Source organism: Reyranella sp., from assembly GCF_036558665.1.
Classification (GTDB): domain Bacteria; phylum Pseudomonadota; class Alphaproteobacteria; order Reyranellales; family Reyranellaceae; genus Reyranella.
In genome coordinates this window covers 52752-78762 of record NZ_DATBFE010000183.1, presented here as the reverse complement: position 1 = coordinate 78762, position 26011 = coordinate 52752, and the positions used below count along the sequence as shown (strand labels likewise).

Here is a 26011-nt window from a genome sequence, read left to right as displayed (position 1 = left end):
TCATGAGGAAAATCCTACCATATCGCGCCTCCCGCCTGACGGAACCCCGGAACCGTTTCCCGATGGGAGCGCAGTTGCTAGGCTCAGGCCCATCATGAACTTCGATTTCTCCGACGACCAGAAGCTGCTCAAGGAGCAGGTTCGCAAATTCCTCGCCGACAAGTGCCCGACCAAGGTCGTGCGTCGTGTCCTCGATGGCAACGAAGCCTTTGCCGACGAAGTCTGGAAGGGCCTCGTCGAGCTGGGCGTGCCGGCGACCGGCATTCCGGAAGCCTACGGCGGCCTCGGTCTGTCGCCGCTCGAGCTTTGCGTCGTCGCCGAAGAGATCGGCCGCGCGGCCGCGCCGGTCCCGTTCGACAGCTCGGTCGTGCTGGCGACGGAAGGGCTGAAGCTCGCCGGCTCCGAGGCGCAGAAGAAGAAATGGTTGCCCCAGCTTGCCGCCGGCAAGGCGATCGGCGCGCTGGCCGTCGCCGAGGGTCCGCAACCGCCGCGGCCACGCAACATTCGCTGCACCTTCGGCGGCGGCAAATTGAACGGCACCAAGGTGCCGGTGATCGACGGCGATGCCGCTACCTTTGCCATCGTCCTGGCGAACACGGGCGGGCAGGGTGATCGGACCGTGTCCCTGGTGCTGGTCGATCTCGCACAGCCTTCCGTCAAGAAGAAGCGCGTCGAGACCATCGATCCGGCACGCAAGCAGGCCGAGCTCACCTTCGACGGCGCCTCGGCCGAGCTGTTGGGCGCGGAAGGCGAAGGCTGGCACCTGCTCGAGCGGCTCTACGATGCGGCGGCGGTCTATTTCGCCTTTGCCCAGATCGGCGGGGCGGAGGCGGCGATGTGGATGGCGCGCGACTACGCCTTGCAGCGCCAGGCTTTCGGCCGCGCCATCGGGTCGTACCAGGCGATCAAGCATAAGCTCGCCGACTGCTACGTGAAGCTCGAGCTCGCGCGCTCCAACGCCTATTACGGCGCCATGATGCTGACCGACGGCGGTGCCGACCTGCCCCTGGCCGCCGCAGCGGCGCGCATCGCGGCGACCGAGGCCTATGACTTCGCCTCGAAGGAGAACATCCAGACCCACGGCGGCATCGGCTTCACGTGGGAAGCCGACACGCAGTTCCACTATCGCCGCGCCCGTGTCATGGCGCTCTCGCTCGGCGGGCCGATGGCCTGGAAGGACAAGCTGGTGACGCGGCTCGAACAGAAGAACGCCGCCTGAGGAGGATTCCGAGATGGACTTCAACGACACTCCCGAAGAGGCTGCGTTCCGCAAGGAAGTGCGCACCTGGCTCGATGCCAACGCGACTCGCAAGAGCGACGACAAACAAAGCTTCCGTGCCCGTAACGACGATCCGAATCTCCTGGCGAAGGCCAGGGCGTGGCAAGCCAAGAAAGCCGCTGCCGGCTATGCCCGCATGACCTGGCCCAAGGAGTTCGGTGGCCGCGGCGCCTCGCCCATCCTGCAGGTGATCTACCAGCAGGAGGAGGCGAACTATCTCGTGCCGCTCGGCTTCTTCGATATCGGGCTCGGCATGTGCATCCCGACCATGATGGCCTATGCCTCGCCCGAGCAGCTCAAGCGCTTCGTGAAGCCGGCGCTCCACGGCGAGGAGATCTGGTGCCAGCTCTTCTCCGAGCCTGCGGCGGGGTCGGACGTGGCCGGCATTCGCACCCGCGCGGAACGTGATGGCGACGGTTGGGTGATCAACGGCCAGAAGGTCTGGACTTCAGGTGCGCACTACTCGGACTACGGCATCATCATCACCCGCACCGATCCCGGTGTTCCCAAGCACCAGGGTCTCACGATGTTTTTCCTCTCGATGAAAACGCCGGGAGTCGAAGTGCGACCGATCAAGCAGATGTCGGGCGGCGCCAACTTCAACGAGGTGTTCTTCACCAATGTGCGCATCGCCGACAGCCAGCGGCTGGGCAAGGTCGGCGAGGGCTGGAAGGCGGCTCTGACGACGCTGATGAACGAACGGCTGGCGGTCGGCATGCCCTCGGGAGGCCTCGATGTCGACGAGCTGATGGAGCTCGCACGCGACATCGATCTCGAGGACGGGCCCGCGATCAGGAACCAGCAGGTGCGTGGCCGCATCGCCGACTGGTACGTGCAGCAGCAGGGGCTCAAGCTCACGCGCTACCGCACGCTCACGGCGCTCTCCAAGGGCCAGACGCCGGGACCGGAGTCCTCGATCATCAAGATCGTGGCGGCGCCCAAGATGCAGGATATGGGCGCGTTCGCAATGGAGTTGATGGGGCCGGCCGGCGTCATGAAGGAGGAGGTACCGCACGCCGCGGGCTTCCAGGCGCAATGGATCGGTGGCGCGGGTTTCCGCATCGCCGGCGGCACCGACGAGATCCTGCGCAACATCGTCGCCGAGCGCGTGCTCGGCCTTCCGGCCGACGTGCGCGTCGACAAGGACGTGCCGTTCAACAAGCTGAAATAGCTCTTGTCGTCCTGCCAGAAAGGAAATCGGGCATGAATCGATTGGACGGCAAGGTCGCATTCCTTTCCGGCGCGGCGCGAGGGATTGGTGGGGCGACGGCAAGGCTGATGGCGAGCGTTGGCGCCAAAGTGGCGATCGGCGATGTGCTCGACGAGCCGGGCAGGAAGCTCGCCAAGGAGATCGACGCTCTCTACATCCATCTCGATGTCACGCAGGAGGCGAGCTGGGCGGCGGCGATGGACGCCACTCTCAAGCACTTCGGCAAGCTCGACATACTGGTGAACAACGCCGGCATCTTCAACGGCAAGGGCGTCGAGGAGGCCACGGTCGAGGAATGGAACCGGCTTGTCGCGGTGAACCTGACCGGCGTCGTGCTCGGCACACGGGCGGCGTTGCCGCACCTCAAGAAAAGCGGCAGCGAAAGTCCGCACGGTGCGGCCATCGTCAATCTCGCTTCGGTCGCCGGCCTGGTGGGTTCGCAGCTCGATCCGCTCTATTCCCTGACCAAGGGCGGCGTCACCCTCTTCACCAAGTCGACCGCGCTCGAGTTCGGCCGCAAGGGGTACAAGGTCCGCGTCAACTCGATTCATCCCGGCGTGATCGACACCGACATGGGCCAGCAGACCTTCGCCATGCGCGCCCAGGCGATGGGAACCAATGACACCGACCCGGCGCGCAAGGCATCGATTCGCCTGCATCCTCTCGGCCGCCTGGGCATTGCCGACGACATCGCCAAGGGCATCGTCTTCCTCGCCTCCGACGATGCGGGCTTCATGACCGGCTCGGGCCTCGTGGTCGACGGCGGCTACACGGCGCAATAAGCGATCCAGCGAAGGAAACCCCATGCGGTTCGGACTTCTCTACGAGCACCAACTGCCGCGGCCCTGGACCGGCGACACCGAGCACCGGCTGTTCAAGGAGGCGCTGGCCCAGGTCGAATTGGCCGATTCGCTCGGCGTCGACTACATCTGGGAGGTCGAGCATCACTTCCTCGAGGAATATGCCCATTCCTCCGCTCCGGAAGTATTCCTCGCCGCCTGCGCGGCGCGCACCAAACGCATCCGCATCGGCCACGGAGTCGTGCTGGCGCCGCCCGCCTACAATCATCCGGCGCGCGTCGCCGAGCGTATCGCGACGCTCGACCTGATCTCCGACGGTCGCGTCGACTGGGGCACGGGCGAATCGGCCTCGCGCGTGGAGCTGGAAGGCTTCGGCGTCGATCCCGACCAGAAAAAGGCGATGTGGGCGGAGGCCGTCGAGCAGACTGCCAACATGATGACCATGAACCCCTATCCTGGCTTCCAGGGCACGTTTTTCGCCATGCCGGTTCGCAACGTCGTGCCCAAGCCGTTGCAGAAGCCGCATCCGCCGCTCTGGGTCGCCTGCAGCCGGCGCGAGACGATCCATGCGGCGGCGCGGGCCGGAATCGGTGCACTCACCTTCGCCTTCGTCGATCCGGCGGAGGCGGCAAAGTGGGCGCACGAATACTACGACATCATAAGGAGCGAGCAGTGCGTGCCGATCGGGCATGCGGTCAACGCCAACATTGCCATGGTGACGGGCTTCTCCTGCCATGAGGACGGTGCCGAGGCCCGCCGCCGCGGTTCCGAAGGCTTCCAGTTCTTCGGCTACTCGCTGGGTCACTATTACGTTTATGGCCATCACCAGCCGGGCGTGACCGACATCTGGCAGCGCTTCGAGGCGGCCAAGGACAAGCTGCCGCCGGCCGGCCGCGGCAGTGGCATCGGCACGCCAACGGAACTCACCGAGCACCTGCGCCAGTACCGGGAGGCCGGCGTCGATCAGGTCGTGTTCATCCAGCAGGGCGGCCGCAACAAGCACGAGCACATCTGTGACTCGCTGCGGCTTTTTGCGGACAAGGTCATGCCGGTCCTGAAGGCAGACCAGGCCGCGCGCGACGCCAGGAAGCAGGCAGAACTGGCGCCTTTCATAGAGGCGGCGTTGACGCGCAAGCGGAGGATGCCGCCGGCCGCGACCTCGGCCATTCCCACCGTTTCCGCGTACGGCCGTAACGTCGTGCAGGCGGACCAGGCCACGGAAGGCCCGACGCACCATATCGCCGCCGATATCGCCGTCATGATGAACGATCCAGCGGCCAGGAAGAACAAGGCTCCTGCTGGATAGGATTTCAGAAGATGCCGGCGGCGAGGCCTGCGGCCAGGGCGGCGCCCAGCCCCTCGCACTGCTCGACAAAGGCCGGCTGCCAAGGGCCCCTGCAGATCAGTGGCTCCTGTACCATGCGCCAGCGAAGCCCGGTGAGGATGGTCTCGATCCCGCGACGGGTTCCCGTGCCGTCGCTGCCGGCGCGGATATAGACCGCGCAGGGCAGGGCCTGCGTCCTGTCGAGGAGGGCGTTGTAGGAGCGGTCGAAGAAGTCCTTCAGCGCACCGCTCATGTAGCCGAGGTTCTCCGTTGTGCCGAGAATGACGGCATCCGCCACCAGGACATCGTCAGGCCCCGCCTGCAACGGGGCCACGACCTTGACCTCGATTGCCGTTTCGCTGCGCGCACCGCGCTCGACCGCGGTGCGCAGGGCGAGCGTGTTCTCCGACGGCGCATGTGCCACGATCAGCAATCGCTTGGACATGATCCGTTTCTACCTCGATATCTGATCCCATGCTGAAGAAACTCCTGATCGCCAATCGTGGCGAGATCGCCATCCGCATCGCCCAGGCCGCCGCAGAGCTCGGCATCAGGACGATCGGCCTTCACTCCAAGGACGACGCTACCTCCTTGCACGTCCGCCGGGTCGACGAGGTAGAAGCACTGAAGGGCCGTGGCGCGGCGGCCTATCTCGATATCGCTGCGGTCATTGCTACGGCAACGAAGGCGAAATGCGACGCGATCCACCCCGGCTATGGCTTCCTGTCGGAGAATGCCGCTTTGGCGCGCGCCTGCGGCGAGGCAGGGATCGTGTTCGTGGGACCAACACCCGGGCAACTCGATCTGTTCGGCGACAAGGCCGCCGCGCGGGCCCATGCCCGGAAATGCAAGGTTCCGGTCTTGCCAGGCACGGACAGTGCGACCGACATCGACGGTGCAGTCGCCTTCTTCAGGAAGCATGCGAAGTCGGGGATCGCACTGAAGGCGATCGCAGGCGGTGGCGGCCGCGGTATGCGGCTGATCAGGGATGAGGGCGAGATCGCGGAGGCTTTCGCGCGCGCCTCGGCGGAAGCCAAGTCCGCCTTCGGGAATGGGCAGCTCTACGCCGAGCGCTTGGTCAACCAGGCGCGTCATATCGAGGTCCAGATTGTCGGCGACGGCGAGGGCGGCATCGTCTCTCTCGGCGAGCGTGAATGCACCCTGCAGCGGCGCAGCCAGAAGCTTGTCGAGGTCGCGCCGAGCCCCAACCTCAAGCCGGGTCTCAGGAAAAAGATCGTCGACGCTGCCATCGCGATGGCCAAGGCCGTGAAATATCGCAGTCTCGGCACCTTCGAATTCCTGGTCGATGGTGAAGAATTCTTTTTCATCGAGGCCAATCCTCGCCTGCAGGTCGAGCACACCGTCACGGAAGAGGTGTGGGGCGTCGATCTCGTAAAAGCACAGCTCCTGCTGGCCGGGGGGGCCACGTTGGCGGAGGCCGGCGTCAAGGAAGCATCGCCGCGGGGCAACGCCATCCAGTTGCGCGTGAACATGGAGACCATGACGGCCGACGGCTCCGCCAAGCCAGGCGGCGGCACGCTCTCGGTCTTCGAGCCGCCTTCGGGACCCGGCGTGCGCGTCGACACCTATGGCTATGCCGGCTATCGCACCAATCCCAACTTCGACTCGCTGCTCGCGAAAGTGATCGTGTACGGTGCCACCTTCGACGAAGCCCTGGCGCGCGGCGAACGGGCGCTGGCAGCGTTCCGGCTCGAGGGGGCGCCGTCCAACGTCGCCTTCCTGCGCGCCTTGCTGGGCGATCGCGCGGTCCGCGACGACAAGGTGCATACGCGCTTTGTCGACGAGCACGCCGGCAAGCTGGTCGACGCAGCGAGCAAACTGCAGCCAGGCCTCTATTTCCAGGGCGCGGCGTCCAATGGATCGACCGCCCGCCAGGCGGGCGCCCGGGTCGATGCGGTCGATCCGCTGGCGGTGCTGGCCTTTGGCAGGCAGGCCTCGGCGCAAGCTGCATCCGAAGCAGCACATCCGATGCCTGAGGGAACAGTGCCGGTGTCGGCGCCGATGCAAGGCACCATCGTCAGCATCGCGGTCAAGGAGGGCGATGCCGTGGCGACGGGCCAGCCGCTGCTCATCATGGATGCCATGAAGATGCAGCACGAGATCAAGAGCCCTGCGCGCGGCTATGTTCGCCACATCGCAGTCGAGGCCGGCGAGACGATCTACGAGGGGCATCCGCTACTGTTCGTCGAGGAGGCCGATATCGAGGTGAAGGGCGGCGTGGTCGAGGAGAAGGTCGATCTCGATCACATCCGCCCCGATCTCGCCGAATATTTCGAGCGCCGCGCTCTTACGCTCGACGAAAAACGGCCGGAGGCGGTGGCACGCCGGCGCAGGACCAACCAGCGCACCGCGCGCCAGAACCTGAACGATCTGATCGATCCCGGCTCCTTCGTCGAATACGGCGCCTTCGCGATCGCAAGCCAGCGGACGCGCCGCTCGGTCGAGGATCTGGTCGCCAGGACGCCGGCCGACGGCCTGATCACCGGTGTCGGCCGCGTGAACGGCGCCCTGTTCGGGCCGGAGCGCAGTCGCGTCGGCATTGCCCATTACGACTATACGGTGCTGGCCGGGACGCAGGGCAAGACCAACCACGAGAAGAAGGACCGGCTGTTCGAGCTGGTCGAGCAGCAGCGGATGCCGCTGGTCGTGTTCACCGAAGGCGGTGGCGGGCGACCCGGCGACATCGACGTGCAGTCGGTGGCCGGCCTCAACACCATGGCCTTCCACATCTTCGGTCGGCTGAGCGGGCTGGTGCCGCTGGTGGGCATCAATTCGGGCCGTTGCTTCGCCGGCAACGCCGCCTTGTTGGGATGCTGCGACGTTGTGATCGCGACCCGGAACTCTTCGATCGGCATGGGTGGCCCGGCCATGATCGAGGGCGGCAACCTCGGCGTCTTCGCGCCCGAGGAAGTGGGGCCGATGAGCGTGCAGGTGCCCAACGGCACGGTCGACATCGCGGTCGAGGACGAGGCTGAGGCCGTCGCCGCCGCCAGGAAATACCTGTCGTACTTTCAGGGACCGATCGCGAGCTGGCGGGCAGCCGATCAGCGCCTGTTGCGACGGGCGATCCCGGAGAACCGCTTGCGTGTCTACGACGTGCGCACGGTGATCGAAACCCTCTGCGACGAAGGCTCGGTGCTGGAGCTGCGGCGCGCCTTCGGGCCGGGCATGGTGACGGTGCTGGCGCGCATCGAGGGCAAGCCGCTCGGCATCGTCGCCAACAATCCGACGCACCTTGCCGGGGCGATCGATTCCGACGGCTCCGACAAGGCGGCACGCTTCTTGCAGCTTTGCGACGCGTTCGACCTGCCGGTCCTCTTCCTCTGCGACACGCCCGGCATGATGGTGGGGCCGGAGATCGAGAAGACCGCGCTGGTACGCCATTGTTCGCGTCTCTTCGTGGTGGGTGCCAATCTCGGCGTACCGTTCGGCACCATCGTGCTGCGCAAGGCTTACGGACTGGGTGCCCAGGCGATGGCGGGCGGTTCGTTCCACGCCGGCGCTTTCGCGATCGCATGGCCGACCGGCGAGTTCGGTGGCATGGGGCTCGAAGGCGCAGTCAAACTCGGCTTCCGCAAGGAGCTGGAAGCGGTGAACGATCCGGCCGAACGCCGCGCCCTGTTCGACAGGATGGTGGCGGCGGCCTATGCCCGAGGCAAGGCACTCAGTACCGCAACCTATTTCGAGGTCGACGAGGTGATCGACCCGGCGGATTCGCGCCACTGGGTTGCGACGGCGCTGTTGAGCGCCGAGCCGAAGCGTCGCGGCGGCGACAAGAAACGACCGAATATCGACACCTGGTGAGGAACGGATGAGGGACTTTGCGGGACGAATCGCAGTTGTCACGGGCGGCGGCTCGGGCATGGGCCGCGAATTGGTGCGTCAGCTCGCGGCTGAAGGCTGCAGCATCGCCATGTGCGACGTTTCGGCGTCGGGCCTCGCCGAAACCGAGCGGTTGTGCGAGCAGGAGCGCCTGCCACAGGGCCTGCGCATCACATCGCACAAGGTCGATGTATCCGACGAGACTGAGGTCTTGCGCTTTCGCGACGAAGTCGCGGCGCAGCACGAGACCGATCGGATCCACCTGCTGTTCAACAATGCGGGCATCGGCGGCGGCGGGAGCATGATCGTGAACGAGCGCGCCGAATGGGAGCGGACGTTCAACATCTGCTGGGGCGGCGTCTATTTCTGCACTCGCGCCTTCCTGCCGCTCCTGCAGAAGGCGGACCAGGGCCACGTCGTCAACACCAGCAGCGTCAACGGGTTCTGGGCGTCGATCGGACCGGGCGTGCCGCACACCGCCTACAGCGCGGCGAAGTTCGCCGTGAAGGGCTTCTCGGAGGCCTTGCAGACCGATCTCCGCCTCAACGCCCCCCACATCAAGTGCTCGGTCGTCATGCCGGGCCACATCGGTACCGGAATCGCGGCCAATACCGGCAAGGTTCAGAGCGGCAACGACAGTGATGCCGTCACGCCGCAACAGATCCGGCAAGCCCGCGCCCGCATTGCCTCCACCGGCAGGGATGCCGCGACGATGTCGGATGCCCAGATTGAGCAGGCGATCCGGGAACGCGCCCGACGTTTCCTCGAGGAGGCGCCGATGACGGCAGCGGAGGCGGCGACCGTCATCCTTGACGGCGTGAAGGCCGACCGATGGCGCATTCTGGTCGGCAAGGACGCGCATCGCATCGACGAACTGGTGCGCCAGACGCCGGAGCAGGCCTACGACGCAGATTTCTTCGATCGCCTCGCGGCCGCCGTCAACTGGCGCGTCGGCCGGTGACGGTGCGCGACGGTCAGGAGGTCAGCCAGAAGGTGTCCGGCTTGTAGAGACCGATATAGCCGCCGGGATCCCAGGCGTAGTAGCCCTTCTTGGGGACGTTCCTGACCTTCGGTCCGACGACGATCGGCTGGCCGATGCCGTTCAGCGTGCCGATCGAAAGGACCTGCTCCATGTTGGTCTGGAGGATCTGGTCCCAGGCCTTGCGGCGGGTGGCATCGTCGGTCGCCGTTTCCCACTCCCGCAGATAGTCGAGCAGCACGCAGACGTCCTGGACGTCGCACTTCTCGCCCTGTTTACCCTTGGATTCGATGAACATCCCCCAGCGCGGCCATTGCAGGCCTCCCTGCATGGTCGGGCAGAACTCCCTGGGCGACGTCTCGAGCGACGGCACCGCCGTCACCACGCCGGCATAGGCCGTCATGATGGCGTCGCCCGAGAACGCGCGCATGCGGAAGTTGTTCAGCGACTGCGGCTTGCTCAGGAGCTTGATGCCGATCTTCTTCCATTGGTCGGCGATGAGCGAGAGCATGTCGGTATCCTCGCTGATCTCGCTGGAGTATTCCACGACGATGGTGGCGGCGCGTCCGTCGGAAAGAAGCCTGACGCCTTCATCGTTGCGTTTGGTGAGTCCGGCCTGGTCGAGTAGCTTGTTCGCGAGCTTGGCATCGTAGGTTGCCCACTTGGTCGCATATTCCGGCTTGAAGAGCGTCGACTGCGACATGATCGTGTTGTTCGACGGCGTGGCCAAACCCGTATAGATCACCTCGTTCAGCTCATCGCGGTCGATGCCGACGGAGAGGGCGCGACGGAAGCGGATATCGCGATTGAGTGCGCGCCATACGTCGTCCTTGGCATTCAGGTTGGGATAGAGCGCGAGCTGGGAGCCCGAGCCCTGCTCCCAGAGCAGCACCTCGACGTTGCTCGTCTTGCTGCTTTTGCGCAGGAAGGTGTAGTCGCGCATATTGAGGTAGCGGCATTGCAGGTCCGACTCGCCGAGCCCTGCCTTCGCCGGCACCAGGTTGGCCGCGACGACGGTGAAGACAACCCGGTCGAAATAGGGGAGCTGACAGCCTTTCTCGTCGACCCGGTAGTAATAGGGGTTGCGGTCGTACACGAAGCGCTGCGCCGGCGGCGCGGTAGTCTGCATCCACGGATTGAGCGTCGGCAGGTCGGGATTGCTATCGTAGTACATCGTGTCGACGCTGCGATGGATCTGCACCCAGTTGCCGCCCTGGCCGCCGCGTGCCGCCTTGGCGATCTCGTCGGCCGGGGTGTACTTGATGTGGAACTTCTTGAGGTAGTGCGAGGGCCGGAACAGCCAGAGCGGCGCGGCACGCGCCTGGCTCGCGATGAAGTAGGGGTTGGGCTTGTCCCAGGTGTAACGGATCGTTACGGCGTCGCGGATCTCGACCTTCGGCGGTTGGCCGTCGACCAGGAGCTCGACCGAGGGGCCCGACGGCGAGAGGTCCTTGTTGTTGGCCATGTCCTCCCAGAAATAGCGAAAGTCCTCGGTCGTGAAGGGCTGGCCATCCGACCATCTATGCCCGGCCCGCAGCTTAAGGGTGAACTGGCGGCCGTCCTTGACGTCGTAGCTGTCGAGGATGTCGGTCTGCAGCTTGAACTTGTCGTCGTAGACGATCAGGCGTGCGTTGGAATAGACCGTCATGAGCCGCGTGTCGCGAGCGCTGGAGATCAACATGTTGACCTCGCCGCCCGGCCGTCCAGGCCCCTGGCCACCTGGAAAGTAGGTCACGATCGAGGGCTGTTGGGGAACGCGCTTGGCGACATCCGGCAACGCGCCGGACTTCACGCGGTCGGCAAGCCATGGCGTCTCCTGGAGCGCAGGCGGCGTTGCTGCGCGGAGAAAGGATGGCCGGAGGAGGGCGCCAAGCGCCATACCCGCCGTAAAGACGCGTCTCTTCATCGTCCGACCTCGCCTGCTGTCATCGTCGATGCCATTGCCGGCATTCAGCATTGGCCATGATCAAAGGTCCGATTGCCGGTCCGGTCAATGCCATTGGCCTGCGGCATTGGAGGCAGCGCATCGGCAAACCGCTGGCTGCGCCCATTTCAATAACGATCGAAGGCACGTTTGGGGCCAGGCCTCGTCCCCTCGGGGACGAGCGGCTTGGCCGTGCCGTTGGCGGGGACGGTATCCGGCGCATAGGGGCCGGCCACGCCTCGGGGTCGATCGCCCTTCACCGTGACGCGCTCCATGGTGCGGCGGGCGGGATAGTAGTCGTGCGCGGCATAGTGCAGAACCGAACGATTGTCCCACATCACCACCGTGTCGGGCTCCCATTTCACCCTGAGCTGGTACTCGGGGATGGTGGCCTGGCGGTAGAGGAAGGCAAGCAGTGCATCGCTCTCGTCGGCCTTGAGATCCTTGATGCGCACGCAGAACTGCTGGTTGACGTAGAGGATGCGCCGCCCCGACACGGGATGCACGCGCACCACCGGATGCCAGGGATTGGGAAACTCGTCCTCGAGCTTGCGCAGCCTGGCGCGATCGCTTTGGCCAAAGAGGGGACGCCAAGGCTTGAAGTCGTGCAGCGCCTCGAGCCCGTGGATGTGCTCCTTCATGCGCTCCGACAGCCCACGATAGGCAGCGCTCATGCTGGAGAAGAGCGTGTCCCCACCCACCTGCGGCACGACCTTGGCGCGCAGAATGGTGCCGAGCGGCGGCGCTTCGCGGAAGGTCTCGTCGGCATGCCAGATGTCGGTCAGCGCCGGTGGGTTGTCGGCCGAGTAGTCGAGGATGATGACCTCCGGCTTGTCCGCGAGATTGGGCGAGAAGGGATGGATCGAGAGCTCGCCGAACAACGCCCCGAACGCCATCTGCTGGTCGACGGTGATGGCCTGGCCGCGCATGACGATGACTTCGTATTGCACGAGGCTGTCGTGGACGATCTTGAACTGCCCCGAAGACAGTGGCCGACGGAGGTCGATGCCCTCGATCTCGGCACCGATGAAGCCGTTGATCGGGCGCACGCGAATGTCCGTATCCGCCTTGGTGCGAACTGCCGCCGATCGAGCCGCCATGGAGCTCCTCCAGTGTTTCGTCGCTGGCCGGAATCCTAGCGCCATTGGTCGCCGTGCGAAACCGGCCATCGCGTTTGACGCAATCCGGCGAACGCGCAAAAACGGCCACTCTTTCGAGTGTCGGGGGAACCATGGCAAGCGGCCTTGAAGCTCAGTTCGTGACGCTGCACGAGATCGTCAAAGCGGCCAAAATCCGGCTCAGTCCCAACATCTGGGACTATCTCGTCGGCGGTACCGAAACCGAAACGACTCTACGGCGCAACCGAATGGCGCTCGATTCGATCGCCTTCAGGCCCCGCGTGCTGCGCGACGTTTCTACGATCGATCCGTCATCGGAGATCCTGGGCAGGAGGCTCCGCATTCCGGTTCTGCTCGCACCCGTTGGATCGCTCGAGTCCTTCGAATCGGGCGGCGGCGTCACGGTCGCCAAAGGGGCGGGTGCGGCAGACGTCGGCATGCTGATCAGCTCCGTGACAACGCTCAAGCTGGAGGACATCGTCAAGGGCGGCAATGGCCCCAAGATCTACCAGCTCTACGTACGCGGCGACGACACCTGGGTGGCCGACCGCGTAAGGCAGGCGATGGATGCCGGCTACGATGCCTTTTGTATCACGGTCGATACCAACGTCTATTCGCGCCGCGAGCGCGACATCGCCAAGCGCTTCGTGAAGTCATGGCGCACCGCGGCCACCGGCCAGGATTATCAGGCGGCGTTCGCGTGGAACAATTTCAAGCGGGTGAGGGAGAAGTTCCCTGACGTCAAATTCGTGCTGAAGGGCATCGGCACGGCCGAGGATGCGGAGATCGCGCTTCGACACGGCGTCTGGGGCATCTATTGCTCGAACCATGGCGGTCGCCAGCTCGATCACGGCCGCGGCTCGGCCGAGGTCCTGCCCGAGATCGTCGAGGCGGTGAAAGGTCACGCCAAAGTGATTGTCGACGGCAGCTTCAGTCGCGGCAGCGACATCGTGAAGGCGATTTGCATGGGTGCCGACTGGGTGGGCTTGGGCCGCCTCTACTGCTATGGCCTGGCAGCCGCCGGTGCTGTCGGCATCGAACGCGTGATCGAGCTTCTCGAGGAGGAAATGAAGGAGGCGATGGGCCTTCTGGGCGTCACCAGCCTGAAGCAGCTCGACAAGAGCTATATCGCCGCAAGCTCGCCCACCAACCTGCCCCACGTCCACAGCGCCTTCCCGCTGCTTAACCTGGAAGATCAGGGTTACTGACGCGCCGAAGCGCGCCCCTCCAGTGACGCATCATGAGATGTGCGCAACTGGAGTTTGCGCGCTCCCTTGAGCTAACCGCGCCCGATGAACGGCATCTTGGTGGCCATCACGGTCATGAACTGTACATTGGCATCGAGCGGCAGACTGTCCATGTAGACGATGGCGTTGGCCACCGCTTCGACGTCCATGCGCGGTTCGACCATCGTCGTGCCATTGGGCTGCGGGACGCCCTTGGTCATGCGCTCGGTCATCGGTGTCGCGGCATTGCCGATATCGATCTGGCCGCAGGCGATATCGTAGGCGCGGCCGTCGAGCGATGTCGACTTGGTGAGGCCGGTGATCGCGTGCTTGGTCGAGGTATAGGCCACGGAAAAGGGCCGCGGCGCGTGGGCGGAGATCGACCCGTTGTTGATGATGCGTCCGCCGCGGGGCTTCTGGTCCTTCATGATCTTCATCGCTTCCTGCGTGCACAGGAACGGTCCGGTAAGATTGGCGGCCACGACGTTGAGCCAGGTCTCGTAGGGCAGCTCCTCCAGCGGCACCGGCGGAGCACCCCCGCCGGCATTGTTGAAGACGAGGTCGAGCCGACCCCAGGTCGTCCTGACCTTGGCGAACAGCGCCACGATGTCGTCGCGCTTGGTGACGTCCGTCGGCACGGCGAGCGCGCTCGGCGCATTGTTGCCGGCCATCTTGGCAGTTTCCTCGAGAGCCTCCTTGCGGCGGCCAGCCAGCGCCACCTTGTAACCGTTCTTCAACAAGGCCAGCGCCGAGGCGCGGCCGATGCCGCTGCCGGCGCCGGTGACGACTGCGATCTTTCCGCTCATGCGTTCCTCCTCGAAGGAGCGGACCCTAGCAGACCAGCACGCCGCCATTGAAGTGCTCCGTTGGGCGCGCGAAAGTTGTGGCATGCTACGTCGTTCCTTCGTTGCCGGCCTCGGCGCCTTGTGGCTGCCGTCGCTGGCACGGGCCGAGGCTCCGTTGGCCGACAATCCCTTTGGGCTGGGGGTCGCCTCGGGTCATCCCAGATCCGACTCCGTGGTGCTATGGACGCGGCTGCTGGCGGCCGAGCCGACCCAACCGCTGACCGGCACATATGCCGTCGATTGGGTGATCGCGGAGGACGAACGCCTGACGCGCGTGGTAGGCCACGGTCAGGCAGCCGCGGAAGCGCGCTGGGGCCACTCCGTCCATGTCGAGGTCGACGGGCTCAAGCCGGGCCGGCCCTACTGGTACCGCTTCGCGGTGAACGGCAAGGGGAGCGCCATCGGCCGCACCCTTACCGCCCCGGGACCGGACGAGCGCGTGCCGCTTCTGAAATTCGCCTTTGCCTCCTGTCAGCAATACGAGCAGGGCTACTACGCCGCCTTGCGCCACATGGCCGGCGAGGAACTGAACGCAGTCCTGTTTCTCGGCGACTACATCTACGAAATTTCGTGGGGCCGCAATCACGTGCGCCGTCACGGCACCGGCCGGCCGACGCTGCTGTTCGAATTCCGCAACCGCTATGCGCTCTACAAGTCCGATCCCGATCTGCAGGCCGCGCATGCCGCTCATCCATGGATCGTGACCTGGGACGATCACGAAGTCGCCAATGACTATGCCGACGATCTCTCCCCGAACGACCTCGACCCCGGGCAGTTCCTGAAGATCCGCGCCGCGGCATACCAGGCCTATTGGGAGCACATGCCGCTTCCCGCTTCGATGCAGCCCAAGGGACCGTCGCTCAGGCTCTACGATCGCTACCGCTTCGGCGATCTGGCCGAGCTTTTCGTCATCGATGATCGCCAGTATCGCTCGCACAACGCCTGCCATGCCGAGCTCACGCGCGATCGCATGCTCGTGGACTGTGCGGAGCGGCTGGATCCTTCGCGGACCATGCTGGGCGCCGAACAGGAGACCTGGTTCGCCGACGCCCTGAAACGCGCCTCGGGGCGTTGGAACCTGCTTGCTCAGCAAACACTGATGGCGGAGGCCGGCCGCCTCAACAAGGACGGCAAGCGCGCCTTCTGGGGTGACGGCTGGGACGGTTACCCGGCGGCGCGGCAGAAACTGCTGGACGTCGTCGCGGCATCGCCGGTGAAGGACACGGTGGTGATGAGCGGCGATGTCCATTCCTTCTGGGCGACCGACCTCAAGCAGGATTTCGCCATGCCGAAGTCCCGCACGGTCGCGACCGAATTCGTCGGTGGCTCGGTGACGTCACAAGGCTTCTCGAACAAGCGGCTGCAGCCGCTGCTGCACGACAATCCGCATTTGCGTTACGGGTTGGGCGATGCCTACGGGTACGGCCATCTCGCACTGGAGGCGAAGGCTGCCACCGTATCCTTCCGCACGGTCGACGATGTGCGCAATCCCAAGTCGGGCATTGCCACCCCCGCGCGGTTTGTCGTCGAAGCCGGAAGTCCCGGCGTGAACCGCGCCTAGGCGGACGACCGGGCCGGCTGCGCGCGCGGCAGGCGTCAGGTGGGCGGCGCCACGGCTGGTTACATTCGAGATGACGTGGGCGGTTATGATTTGGCGAGCAATCCCGTTCAGACGGCGATCTTGAAAAACAGGATGCATGGCCTACGTCCTTCTCATGGCCAAGGACCTGATCGCCGTACATATCGGCGACGAGGATATCGGCGACTACCGTGTCCGCGAAGCCGGCTGGTATGCAGTGGACGACAGCGACAAGGCCGTTCTCGGCCCGTTTGCCAGCCTTGCCGAATGCGAACGGGCGATCCGGGACCGGGTTGCCCCGGCGCGTTAGTTTCCGGGACCGCGTTCCATCGAGAAGGGCTGCCAGCGCTCGAGCCTGGATTTCTCCAGCACGGAAGGATTGACGCAGGCGCGCGGCCACTTCCCGGACAGCACCAGCGAGAGCTCCGCGCCGACGCGCCGCTTGCGCGCCTTGTCGAAGCGGTCCGAGGCCGAGGCGACGTGAGCGGTGAGGATGACGTTGTCCATACCGAGCAGCGGATTGTTGTGACCCGCCGGCTCCGTCTCCAGGACGTCGAGGCCGGCGCCCGCGATCCAGCCTTCTTGCAACGCCTTGATCATCGCCGGTTCATCGACCGTCGAGCCACGGCCGGTATTCACGAACAGCGCCGTCTTCTTCATCTTGCGGAAGTGCTGCTCCTTCATCAGGTGATGTGCGTCCTTGGTGCCGGGCGCATGCATGGAGATGATGTCGGCGCGCTGCAGCAGCTCGTCGAGCCCGACCGGCTGCACGTCATGATCGGACATCACGAGCTCCTCGATGTAGGGATCGTAGGCCAGCATCTGGAAGCCGAACGGGGCCGCGCGCTTTGCGACCGCGCGCGCGACATGGCCGAACGAGATGAAGCCAAGCGTCTGGCCCATCAGCCGCGGGAACTGGTAGAGCATCGGACGCGCCTTCGCCCAATCTCCCTTGCGCACCATCTGGTCCTGGACGACGAGCCGGCGCCAGGTCGCGAGGATCAGCGTCATGGCATGGTCGGCCACCTCCTCGATGAAGGTGTCGGGGCAGTTGGTGACCGGGATCCCGAGCTTGGTTGCCGCATGGACGTCCACCGAGTCGACACCGACGCTCCCCAGCGACACGACCTTCAGCTTCCTTCCGGCTTCGATGACCTTGGCCGTGATGCGCGGCCGCCCTTTGGCATAGATCGCGTCGGCGTCGGCCACCGCCCTGGCGAGGTCGTCGTCACCGCCGGAAATCTCGATGATCTCTGCGCCCAACGGCGAAAGAGCTTCCATTTCCAGCGAGTGGTCCGTGCCGCCCGGGCCGGTTGTCACGATCTTGAAGTTCGCCACGGCTCGTCTCCTCCGGTGATTTGGCCGCACTCTAGCGTATTATCCCCGACCTCCAACCTCAGGGAATCGCATGCCAGCTGCCAGGAACGTCTTGTTGATCGTGGTCGACCAGTGGCGCGGCGCGATGCTGCCCAAGCTCGGCGCCGATTATTTGAAGCTGCCCAACATCGACCGCCTTTGCACGGAAGGCGTGACCTTCCGCAACCATTTCACGCAGGCCGTTCCCTGTGGTCCGGCGCGCGCGAGCCTGCTGACCGGCATGTACGTTATGAACCATCGCGCGGTGCAGAATACGATTCCACTCGACTCGCGCTTCACCAACCTCGCGCACGAACTGCGGCGCGGCGGCTACGATCCCGCGCTGGTCGGCTATACGACCACCACGCCCGATCCGCGCCGCACCGCGGCCAACGATCCCAGGTTTTTCGTTCTGGGCGACATCATGGACGGCTTCCATCCAGTCGGCTCGTTCGAGAATCGGGATGCCTATTTCGGCTGGGTGGCGAGCCAGGGTTTCAAACTGCCCGAGCGCCGCGAGGACATCTGGCTGCCGCAAGGCGAACCGGGCTGCGGGGCGACGCCGCGGCCTGCCGTGATTCCGAAGGAACTTTCGGACACCGCCTGGTTCACCGAGCGCGGGCTTTCGTACCTTCAGGGCCATGGTGGCAAGCCATGGTTCCTGCATCTCGGCTACTATCGTCCGCACCCGCCCTTCATCGCGCCCGCGCCATACAATGCCATGTATCGGCCGGAGGACATGCCGAAAGTGGTCCGTGCCGCGTCGCCTGCCGAGGAGGCGAAACAGAACGCGCTGCTCGCCTACTATGTCGACAACATCAAGCAGTCGGGCTTCTTCCAGGATGGCCGAGGCCTTGGTTCGGCAATGACCGAAGCCGAGGTCGCGCAGATGCGGGCGACCTATTGCGGCCTGATGACCGAGATCGACGATCATATCGGCCGGGTGTTCGACTATCTGAAGCAGACCGGCCAGTGGGAAGACACGCTGATCGTCTTCACCTGCGATCATGGCGAGCAACTCGGCGACCATCACCTCCTGGGGAAGATCGGCTATTTCGACGAGTCGTATCGTATCCCGCTGACCATCCGCGACCCGCGCCGCGCAGCGAACGGCACACGCGGCAGCATCGTCGAGAAGTTCACCGAAACGGTCGACACCATGCCGACCATCCTCGAATGGCTCGGCCTGCCGGTGCCGCGCCAGTGCGACGGCTTCTCGCTGCTGCCGTTCTGCGAAGGCGAGAAGCCGGCCGACTGGCGGACGGAAGTCCACTACGAGTTCGATTTCCGCGATCTCTACTACAGCCAGCCCGAGAGCTCGCTGGGCGTGCCCATGGACAAATGTTCGCTGGCCGTCGTGCAGGACGAGCACTTCAAATATGTGCACTTCGCGGCTCTGCCGCCGCTTTTCTTCGATTTGAAAGCCGATCCGGATCAGTTCGTGAACCGTGCCGGCGATCCCTCCTATGCAGTCCGCGTGGGCGAATACGCCGCACGCATGCTCGACTGGCGGCTGGGTTTTGCCGAGCGCACCCTCACGGGATACCGCGCCACGCCCAGGGGCCTGGAGGTGCGCGCCGCGTGAGCCGGCGCTAAACTCCAGCGCATGGACAAGGAAATCTACCGTCGCCCGCCAGTCGGCACGCATCCGCCCAACCTGTTCGAGGGCTACAAGTCGACGCCGGGCCGCGCGCCGCGCCGGACGCCGCTCGTGCTGCCGCATACGCTCTCGGAGCTGACCGGCCCGCTGCTGGCGAACGAGCGGCTCGATGCGCTCGAGAACGACCTCACGCACCAGCGCATGGCCGAGCCGCTCGGCGAACGCATCGTCGTGCATGGTCGGGTGCTCGACGAGGATGGCAAGCCGGTGGCGCGGGCGCTGGTCGAGATCTGGCAGTGCAATGCGGCCGGACGCTATCACCATCCGGGCGACCAGCATGACGCGCCGCTCGATCCGAATTTCTATGGCGGTGGCCGGGCGCGGTCGGACGACGAGGGACGGTACCACTTCATCACCATCAAGCCCGGCGCCTATCCCTGGAAGAACCACTACAATGCCTGGCGGCCGGCCCATATCCATTTCTCTCTGTTCGGGCCGGCGTTCGCCACGCGCCTGATCACCCAGATGTATTTCCCCGACGATCCCCTGCTAGCCTTCGATCCGATTTACAATTCGGTCCCTGAAGACGCACGACATCGGCTGCAGGCCGCCTTCGACATGGACTCGACCAGACCCGAATGGGCGCTTGCCTATCGCTTCGATATCGTGTTGCGCGGCCGCAATGCCACGCCGATGGAATAGCATGTCGAGGGAACTCACTCCGTCACAGACAATCGGGCCGTTCTATTTTGGGACGCTCATCAAGGCCTATCGTCACGATCTCGCGCCCTCCAACGTAGCCGGCGAACGGATCGATCTCGTCCTGAGCCTGCACGACGCCGATGGCGCCGCGGTGCCCGACGGGTTGTTCGAAATCTGGCAGGCCAACAGCCACGGCCGCTACGATCATCCCGAGGATCGACGCAATCTGCCGCTCGAGCCGGGCTTCGACGGCTTCGGCCGCGCCTCGACCTACACCGACGGCTGCAGCCACTTCAGGACGGTCAAGCCCGGCCGCGTGCCGTGGCCCGATGGCGGAATGCAGGCGCCGCACATCAACATCTCGATTTTTGCCCGCGGCATCCTCAATCGTCTGGCGACGCGCCTCTATTTCGACGGCGATCCGGCCAATGCGGAGGATCCCGTGCTCAAGATGATCGAGCCGAAGCGTCGCCCGACACTACTGGCCAGGCGTGATGCCAAAGGTGCGTGGCGTCTGCCAATCCATCTTGGTGGGCCGGACGAAACCGTCTTCTTCGACTGCTGAGCGATGGCCGGCCGGCTCGTCAATGCCCTGGGCGCGACGGTCGCCACTGCCGAGGCCTTTTCCGACACGGCGACGCTGCGTCACATGCTGCGCTTCGAGGCGGCTTTGGCCCACGTTGTCGCCCGGGCCGGCCTGATCCCGAGAAAGGTGGCGCCGATCATCGCTGCCGCCTGCGATCCGGCATTGTACGACCCGGCGTCCTTGGCCGCAGCGGCGCGGCGCACCGCGACACTCACCGTCCCGGTCGTGAAGGCACTCACCGCGGAGGTCGCCCGGCGCGATCCGGAAGCGGCCGGCTATGTGCATTGGGGGGCGACCAGCCAGGACGTCATCGACACGGCGATGGTGCTGCAGCTCGGCGAGGCCCTGCCGCCGCTTGTGAAGGAGATCGATGGCATCGTTGCGGCCTTCGCGGCACTCGCCAGGAAGTATCGCGCGACGCCGATGCTCGGCCGCACGCTCCTGCAACCCGCCACGCCGCTGGCGCTGGGCCAGAAGATCGCCGGCTGGGCCTCGGACCTCGATCGCGCGAAGCGTCGGCTGGCCGCAAGCTTTGCCGAAACGCAGGTGCTGCAATTCGGCGGCGCCTCGGGCTCGCTGTCGGCGCTTGGCGACAAGGCTGGGCCGGTGATGGCGGAGCTTGCGAAGGAGCTGAAACTCGCTCCGCCGCCTGCACCCTGGTTCACGCAGCGCGTGCGCGTCGCGGCCGTCGCCCAGGATTGCGCCCTGGTCTGCGGTGCACTGGGCAAGGCGGCCCGAGACATCTCGCTGATGATGCAGATCGAGGTCGGCGAGGCCTCGGAGCCGTCCGGTCCCGGTCGCGGGAGCTCCTCGACGATGCCGCACAAGCGCAATCCGGTGGGCGCGACACTGGCGCTCGCCGCTGCCAACCGCGCGCCGCACCTCGCGGCGACGATCGTCTCCGGCATGGTGCAGGAGCATGAGCGTGCGCTCGGCGGCTGGCAGTCGGAATGGCCGACGCTGGCGGCGCTGGTGGAAACGCTCGGATCGTCCGTGCAGGCACTGGCGGAGGTCGCATCCGGCCTGAGGATCGATACCGACGCCCTTCAAGCCAATTTGGATGCAACCGACGGCGCTGTCCTTGCCGAACGAGCGACTTTCCTGCTCGCCAAGAAGATGGGCAAGCAAAAAGCGGCGGCGCTGGTCGAGAAGGCGCTCGCCAAAGGCGGCCCGTTCGTCGAAGCGCTGGGCGACCTCGAGGCAGAGCTCAGCGACGAGAAGGCGCTGTTGGGTCAGTCCCCCGAATTCGTGGACCGGTTGCTGGCGGACCTGCGCCGCAGATAGAACATCACATCGTTCGCTACGCGTCGAGATGGCATCGAGAGCGTATCGTCAGCGGTATTCGACCTTCACGATCTCGATCTCCTCGACGCCGCCCGGCCTGCGCATCTTGACGACGTCGCCCTCGTAGGCGCGCAGGAGCGCCTTGGCGATGGGCGAGATCCAGCTCACGTGACCCTTGCCCGGGTCGACCTCGTCGATGCCCACGATCTTGATCGTACGTTCCTCGCCCTGGGAATTCGCCCACGTCACGGTGGCGCCGAAGAATACCTGATCGGTCTTGGGGCGCTTGGCCGGATCGACGATCTCCGAGCGCTCCAGGCGCTTGGCAAGGAAGCGGATGCGCCGGTCGATCTCGCGCAGCCGCTTCTTGCCGTACAGGTAGTCGCCGTTCTCCGAGCGGTCGCCGTTGGCGGCGGCCCAGGACACGACTTGCACGACCTCCGGCCGCTCCTTGCGCATGAGCGTCATCAGCTCCTCGCGCAGGCGTTCGAAGCCTTGAGGCGTCATGTAGTTCTTCGATCCGGCCGGCAGGCTGCCTGTATCCTCGGGCGGCTCGTCGTCCAGTTCGGTGTCGCTTTCCCTGGTGAAGGCCTTGCTCATTTCGATCCGTAATCTATCAAGGGTGGCCCGATGAACGCCACCCGTCCCCGCCTGCAACGCGCCTCAGGCGAGAGCCACGTCGTCTTCGCGGTGCGGGACGGGGCGACCCGTCTGGCCGATCTTTATCAACGCGATCCCTGCCGGGTCTTGTTCCCGGACCCCGAGCCCGGAAATCCGCCGGAAGCGGTGCTGGTCACGACCTCGGGCGGCGTCACCGACGGCGACAGGTTGAAGACGACCATCGAAATGGGCCCGGGCGCCCGAGCCGTCGTGGCGACGCAGGCCGCCGAGAAGGTCTATCGCGCCGCCGAAACATCGCATCACTGCACGATCGATGTGGCCCTCGCTGTCGATCACGACGCTGTGCTCGACTGGCTGCCGCAGGAGACGATCGTCTTCGACGGTGCCCGGCTCAAGCGTCGCACCGTGGCCAACGTCGCGCCAAGAGGATCGCTGCTGGCCTGCGAGATGATCGTATTGGGCCGCGCCGCCTCCGGCGAACGCTTCACCCACGGATTGCTGCTCGATGCCTGGTCGGTGCGGCGGGCGGGCCGGCTGGTCTGGACCGATGCCCTGCGCGTCCAAGGCGAGACACCGGCCGGTGCCGGCTTCGGCAACGCCAATGCGCTCGCCACGATCATCGGCGTGTGGGATCGGCCCGAACTTCCTTTCGAGAAGGCGCGTGCATTGCTGGAGGCTGCAGACGCGGTGCGGGCCGGAGTGACACTGGTCAACGGCGTGCTGGTGGCGCGGCTGCTGGGCGACGCGACCGCGGTGCGGCAGGCGACCGTGCGCTTCCTCGGCGGTCTTCGGCAGCATCGCCTGCCGCGCGTTTGGCATGTTTGATGCAGGCGAGTGCGAGCTATAGTCGGGGAACGACAGGCAAGGGGAACGCCGGCAATGAATCTCACGCCGCGGGAGAAGGACAAGTTGCTGGTTGCCATGGCGGCCACGGTGGCGCGCCGCCGTCTCGAGCGCGGCGTGAAGCTCAATCATCCCGAGGCGGTGGCGCTTATCACCGACTTCGTGGTCGAGGGCGCGCGCGACGGCCGTTCGGTCGCCGAGCTGATGCGCGACGGCGGTACCGTGATCCGCCGCGAGCAGGTGATGGAAGGGGTCGCCGACATGATCCACGAGATCCAGGTCGAGGCAACCTTTCCCGACGGCACCAAGCTTGTCACCGTCCACAGCCCGATCCGCTGAGGAGCCGTTTGCATGAAGCCGGGTGAACTCCTCGCGCGCGACGGCGAGCTTGAACTCAACAAGGCCAGTGGCCGCGATCCTATTACCATCGACGTCGCCAACTCGGGCGACCGCCCGATCCAGGTGGGCAGTCACTATCATTTCTTCGAGACCAACGAGGCCCTGAAGTTCGACAGGAAGCGCGCCAGGGGCATGCGGCTCGACATCGCCGCCGGTACGGCAGTGCGCTTCGAGCCCGGCCAGTCGCGCACCGTGCGGCTCACTCCATACATGGGTGCGCGCGAGGCCCACGGCTTCCAGGGCAAGGTCTCGGGCAAGCTCGGGCCGGTCGCCCGGGTTGGCCGGTCAAACGAAGGGTCAACCCGCATCTCCCGTGCCGCCTATGCCGGCATGTTCGGACCCACGGTGGGCGACAAGGTGCGCCTCGCCGACACCGATCTCTTCATCGAGGTCGAGAAGGACCACACGATCTATGGCGAGGAGGTGAAGTTCGGCGGCGGCAAGGTGATCCGCGACGGCATGGGCCAGAGCCAGCGCACCCGCGCGCAAGGTGCGGTCGATACCGTGATCACCAACGCCCTCATTCTCGATCACTGGGGCATCGTGAAAGCCGACATCGGGCTCAGGGATGGCCGCATCGCCGGCATCGGCAAGGCGGGCAATCCCGACGTCCAGCCCGGCGTCGACATCATCATCGGCCCGGGGACCGAGGCGATCGCCGGCGAGGGCAAGATCGTGACCGCGGGCGCCATCGACTGCCACATCCATTTCATCTGCCCGCAGCAGGTCGATGATGCGCTCTATAGCGGCGTCACGACCATGATGGGCGGCGGCACCGGCCCCGCGCATGGCACGCTCGCCACCACCGTCACGCCGGGCCCGTGGCACATGGGTCGCATGCTGCAGGCGGCTGAAGGGCTGCCGATGAACCTGGGATTTTTCGGCAAAGGAAACACGAGCAAGCCTGCGGGCCTGCGGGAACAGATCGAAGCGGGCGCCTGTGGCCTCAAGCTGCACGAGGACTGGGGCACCACGCCGGCGGCCATCGACAATTGCCTTTCCGTTGCCGACAAGATGGACGTCCAGGTGGCGATCCATACCGACACCCTGAACGAGTCGGGGTTCGTCGAAACCACGCGCGCCGCCTTCAAGGGCCGGGCCATCGCGACGTTCCATACCGAGGGCGCCGGCGGCGGCCACGCGCCCGACATCATCCGGCTGGCAGGCGAGCGGAACGTGATGCCGAGCTCGACCAATCCGACCATGCCCTACACGGTGAATACCGTCGACGAGCATCTCGACATGCTGATGGTCTGCCATCATCTCGACGCGCGCATCGCCGAGGATGTGGCCTTCGCCGAGAGCCGCATCCGCAAGGAGACGATCGCAGCGGAGGACATCCTGCACGACATGGGCGCCTTCTCGATGATGTCGTCGGACAGCCAGGCGATGGGTCGGGTCGGCGAGGTCGTGATCCGCACCTGGCAGACTGCCGACAAGATGAAGAAGCAGCGTGGGCGTCTGCGCGAAGAGAATGGCGACAACGACAATATCCGGGTCAAACGGTATGTCGCCAAGTACACGATCAATCCGGCGATCACACATGGAATCGCGCGGCACGTCGGCTCGGTCGAGGTCGGCAAGCGCGCCGATCTGGTGATCTGGTCGCCGGCCTTCTTCGGCGCCAAGCCGGACATGGTGCTGATCGGCGGTTCGATCGCCGCGGCGCTCATGGGCGATCCCAACGCTTCGATCCCGACACCGCAGCCTGTGCATTACCGGCCGATGTTCGGCGCTTTCGGGCGCAGCCTGGTGACGAGCCCCGTGCTGTTCGTCTCGCAAGCGGCCGTTCGCCGGGGCATCGCAAAGAAACTGGGACTCGGCCGGCCCGTCCTTGCGGTGAAGGGCACGCGCAAGATCGGCAAAAAGCACATGGTTCACAATGCGCTCTGCCCCAGGATCGAGGTCGATCCCGAGACGTACGAGGTGCGGGCCGACGGCGAGCTCCTGACCTGCGAACCCGCCAGGGTACTTCCGATGGCGCAGCGCTACTTCCTGTTCTGATGAAGCGCGCCACCGAAGTCGCCCGTGCCGGCCGCTGGCCCGCGGCAGAGAGGATCGATACGGTCACCCTGTTGTTCGACGATCGCTACCGGCGGCGTCTCAGGATGCTGGGCGATGCCGGCACCGATTTCCTGCTCGATCTGGTCGAGCCGCTCGTGCTGCATGGCGGCGACGGGCTGAAGCTCGAGGAGGGCGGCTATGTCGAGGTGAAGGCGGCCGAGGAGGACCTGGTGGAGATACGTGGCCGCGATGCGGCCTCGTTTGCACGGTTTGCCTGGCATCTCGGCAACCGGCATCTGCCGGCCGAGATCGCGGGCGATCGCATCCTGATCCGTGACGATCACGTCATCGTCGACATGCTGAAAGGTCTCGGCGCCGAGATACGCAAGGTGAAGGCTCCATTCGATCCCGAAGGTGGTGCGTACGGGCAACACAATCACGATCCCGGCCATCATCATGGTGCGTTGCATGCCGAGCGGCACAGCTGAT

23 protein-coding genes are annotated in these 26011 nt (G+C 65.4%); 17 read left to right on the top strand and 6 right to left on the bottom strand.

The genetic code is table 11. From position 1 onward, the window contains the following. Positions 1-94 precede the first annotated feature (94 nt). The 4 genes from VH499_RS25430 to VH499_RS25415 are packed head-to-tail and all read left to right on the top strand — an operon-like array spanning position 95 to position 4595. Positions 95-1219: an acyl-CoA dehydrogenase family protein gene (locus VH499_RS25430; RefSeq protein WP_332055575.1), complete on the top strand. Its 1125-nt coding sequence runs from the start codon at positions 95-97 to the stop codon at positions 1217-1219. 13 nt (positions 1220-1232) lie between these two features. Continuing rightward, positions 1233-2450 (top strand): acyl-CoA dehydrogenase family protein, encoded by a 1218-nt coding sequence (locus VH499_RS25425; RefSeq protein WP_332055574.1) that lies wholly within the window; start codon positions 1233-1235, stop codon positions 2448-2450. A gap of 32 nt (positions 2451-2482) precedes the next feature. Next, positions 2483-3271 carry a glucose 1-dehydrogenase gene (locus VH499_RS25420; RefSeq protein ID WP_332055573.1) on the top strand — a complete coding sequence of 263 codons (789 nt, stop codon included), beginning with the start codon at positions 2483-2485 and terminating at the stop codon, positions 3269-3271. Between the two features lie 22 nt (positions 3272-3293). After that, complete coding sequence (locus tag VH499_RS25415) at positions 3294-4595, top strand: LLM class flavin-dependent oxidoreductase (protein WP_332055572.1); 1302 nt, start codon at positions 3294-3296, stop codon at positions 4593-4595. Positions 4596-4599: 4 nt separating this feature from the next. On the opposite strand, the gene VH499_RS25410 is transcribed toward VH499_RS25415, so the two are convergent. Then, positions 4600-5058: a flavodoxin family protein gene (locus tag VH499_RS25410; RefSeq protein WP_332055571.1), complete on the bottom strand. Its 459-nt coding sequence runs from the start codon at positions 5056-5058 to the stop codon at positions 4600-4602. 29 nt (positions 5059-5087) lie between these two features. On the opposite strand from VH499_RS25410, the gene VH499_RS25405 reads away from it, so the two are divergent. Both VH499_RS25405 and VH499_RS25400 read left to right on the top strand, forming a co-directional pair. Then, positions 5088-8438, top strand: a complete 3351-nt coding sequence (locus tag VH499_RS25405) for an acetyl-CoA carboxylase family protein (protein WP_332055570.1) — start codon at positions 5088-5090, stop codon at positions 8436-8438. A gap of 7 nt (positions 8439-8445) precedes the next feature. Next, entirely contained in the window at positions 8446-9417 is a 972-nt protein-coding gene (locus VH499_RS25400; RefSeq protein WP_332055569.1) for an SDR family NAD(P)-dependent oxidoreductase, read from the top strand. Positions 9418-9430: 13 nt separating this feature from the next. Here the strand turns inward: VH499_RS25400 and VH499_RS25395 are convergent, their stop codons facing one another. Beyond that, on the bottom strand, positions 9431-11341 hold the full coding sequence (locus tag VH499_RS25395) for an ABC transporter substrate-binding protein (RefSeq protein WP_332055568.1): 1911 nt from the start codon (positions 11339-11341) through the stop codon (positions 9431-9433). A gap of 146 nt (positions 11342-11487) precedes the next feature. Further along, positions 11488-12459: a TauD/TfdA dioxygenase family protein gene (locus VH499_RS25390; protein WP_332055567.1), complete on the bottom strand. Its 972-nt coding sequence runs from the start codon at positions 12457-12459 to the stop codon at positions 11488-11490. A 131-nt stretch (positions 12460-12590) separates the two neighbouring features. Between VH499_RS25390 and VH499_RS25385 the strand changes: the two genes are divergently transcribed. Then, positions 12591-13685: an alpha-hydroxy acid oxidase gene (locus VH499_RS25385; protein WP_332055566.1), complete on the top strand. Its 1095-nt coding sequence runs from the start codon at positions 12591-12593 to the stop codon at positions 13683-13685. Between the two features lie 71 nt (positions 13686-13756). Here the strand turns inward: VH499_RS25385 and VH499_RS25380 are convergent, their stop codons facing one another. Continuing rightward, positions 13757-14509, bottom strand: coding sequence for an SDR family oxidoreductase (locus VH499_RS25380; RefSeq protein ID WP_332055565.1), 753 nt, complete (start codon positions 14507-14509; stop codon positions 13757-13759). An 82-nt stretch (positions 14510-14591) separates the two neighbouring features. Between VH499_RS25380 and VH499_RS25375 the strand changes: the two genes are divergently transcribed. Together VH499_RS25375 and VH499_RS25370 are read left to right on the top strand one after the other, a co-directional pair. Beyond that, a complete protein-coding gene (locus tag VH499_RS25375; RefSeq protein ID WP_332055564.1) occupies positions 14592-16109 on the top strand; it encodes an alkaline phosphatase D family protein in 1518 nt (505 codons plus the stop codon). Between the two features lie 136 nt (positions 16110-16245). Continuing rightward, entirely contained in the window at positions 16246-16437 is a 192-nt protein-coding gene (locus VH499_RS25370; RefSeq protein WP_332055563.1) for a hypothetical protein, read from the top strand. Here VH499_RS25370 and VH499_RS25365 read toward each other — a convergent pair. Beyond that, a complete protein-coding gene (locus VH499_RS25365; RefSeq protein WP_332055562.1) occupies positions 16434-17465 on the bottom strand; it encodes a C-terminal binding protein in 1032 nt (343 codons plus the stop codon). The two genes, VH499_RS25370 and VH499_RS25365, sit on opposite strands and share 4 nt — an antisense overlap. Positions 17466-17535: 70 nt before the next feature. Here VH499_RS25365 and pehA point away from each other — a divergent pair, with 70 nt between their 5' ends. From pehA to pcaB, 4 genes are read left to right on the top strand one after another with little or no spacing between them, the layout of a single operon-like run. After that, a complete protein-coding gene (gene pehA, locus VH499_RS25360) occupies positions 17536-19068 on the top strand; it encodes a phosphoric/sulfuric ester hydrolase PehA (protein ID WP_332055561.1) in 1533 nt (510 codons plus the stop codon). 21 nt (positions 19069-19089) lie between these two features. Continuing rightward, entirely contained in the window at positions 19090-19785 is a 696-nt protein-coding gene (gene pcaH, locus VH499_RS25355; RefSeq protein WP_332055560.1) for a protocatechuate 3,4-dioxygenase subunit beta, read from the top strand. Between the two features lies 1 nt (position 19786). Then, a complete protein-coding gene (gene pcaG / locus VH499_RS25350) occupies positions 19787-20350 on the top strand; it encodes a protocatechuate 3,4-dioxygenase subunit alpha (protein ID WP_332055559.1) in 564 nt (187 codons plus the stop codon). A gap of 3 nt (positions 20351-20353) precedes the next feature. After that, positions 20354-21655 (top strand): 3-carboxy-cis,cis-muconate cycloisomerase, encoded by a 1302-nt coding sequence (gene pcaB / locus VH499_RS25345; protein ID WP_332055558.1) that lies wholly within the window; start codon positions 20354-20356, stop codon positions 21653-21655. 48 nt (positions 21656-21703) lie between these two features. On the opposite strand, the gene greB is transcribed toward pcaB, so the two are convergent. After that, on the bottom strand, positions 21704-22255 hold the full coding sequence (gene greB, locus VH499_RS25340) for a transcription elongation factor GreB (protein ID WP_332055557.1): 552 nt from the start codon (positions 22253-22255) through the stop codon (positions 21704-21706). Between the two features lie 30 nt (positions 22256-22285). Here greB and VH499_RS25335 point away from each other — a divergent pair, with 30 nt between their 5' ends. Genes VH499_RS25335 through VH499_RS25320 form a run of 4 tightly spaced genes read left to right on the top strand, consistent with a single transcriptional unit; the run spans position 22286 to position 26010 of the window. After that, complete coding sequence (locus VH499_RS25335) at positions 22286-23101, top strand: urease accessory protein UreD (RefSeq protein ID WP_332055556.1); 816 nt, start codon at positions 22286-22288, stop codon at positions 23099-23101. A gap of 54 nt (positions 23102-23155) precedes the next feature. Further along, entirely contained in the window at positions 23156-23458 is a 303-nt protein-coding gene (locus tag VH499_RS25330) for an urease subunit gamma (protein WP_332055555.1), read from the top strand. 12 nt (positions 23459-23470) lie between these two features. Continuing rightward, positions 23471-25522, top strand: a complete 2052-nt coding sequence (gene ureC, locus VH499_RS25325; protein ID WP_332055554.1) for an urease subunit alpha — start codon at positions 23471-23473, stop codon at positions 25520-25522. Further along, positions 25522-26010: an urease accessory protein UreE gene (locus tag VH499_RS25320; RefSeq protein ID WP_332055553.1), complete on the top strand. Its 489-nt coding sequence runs from the start codon at positions 25522-25524 to the stop codon at positions 26008-26010. The genes ureC and VH499_RS25320 overlap by 1 nt, the downstream gene beginning before the upstream one ends. The last annotated feature ends 1 nt before the right edge of the window (position 26011 follow it).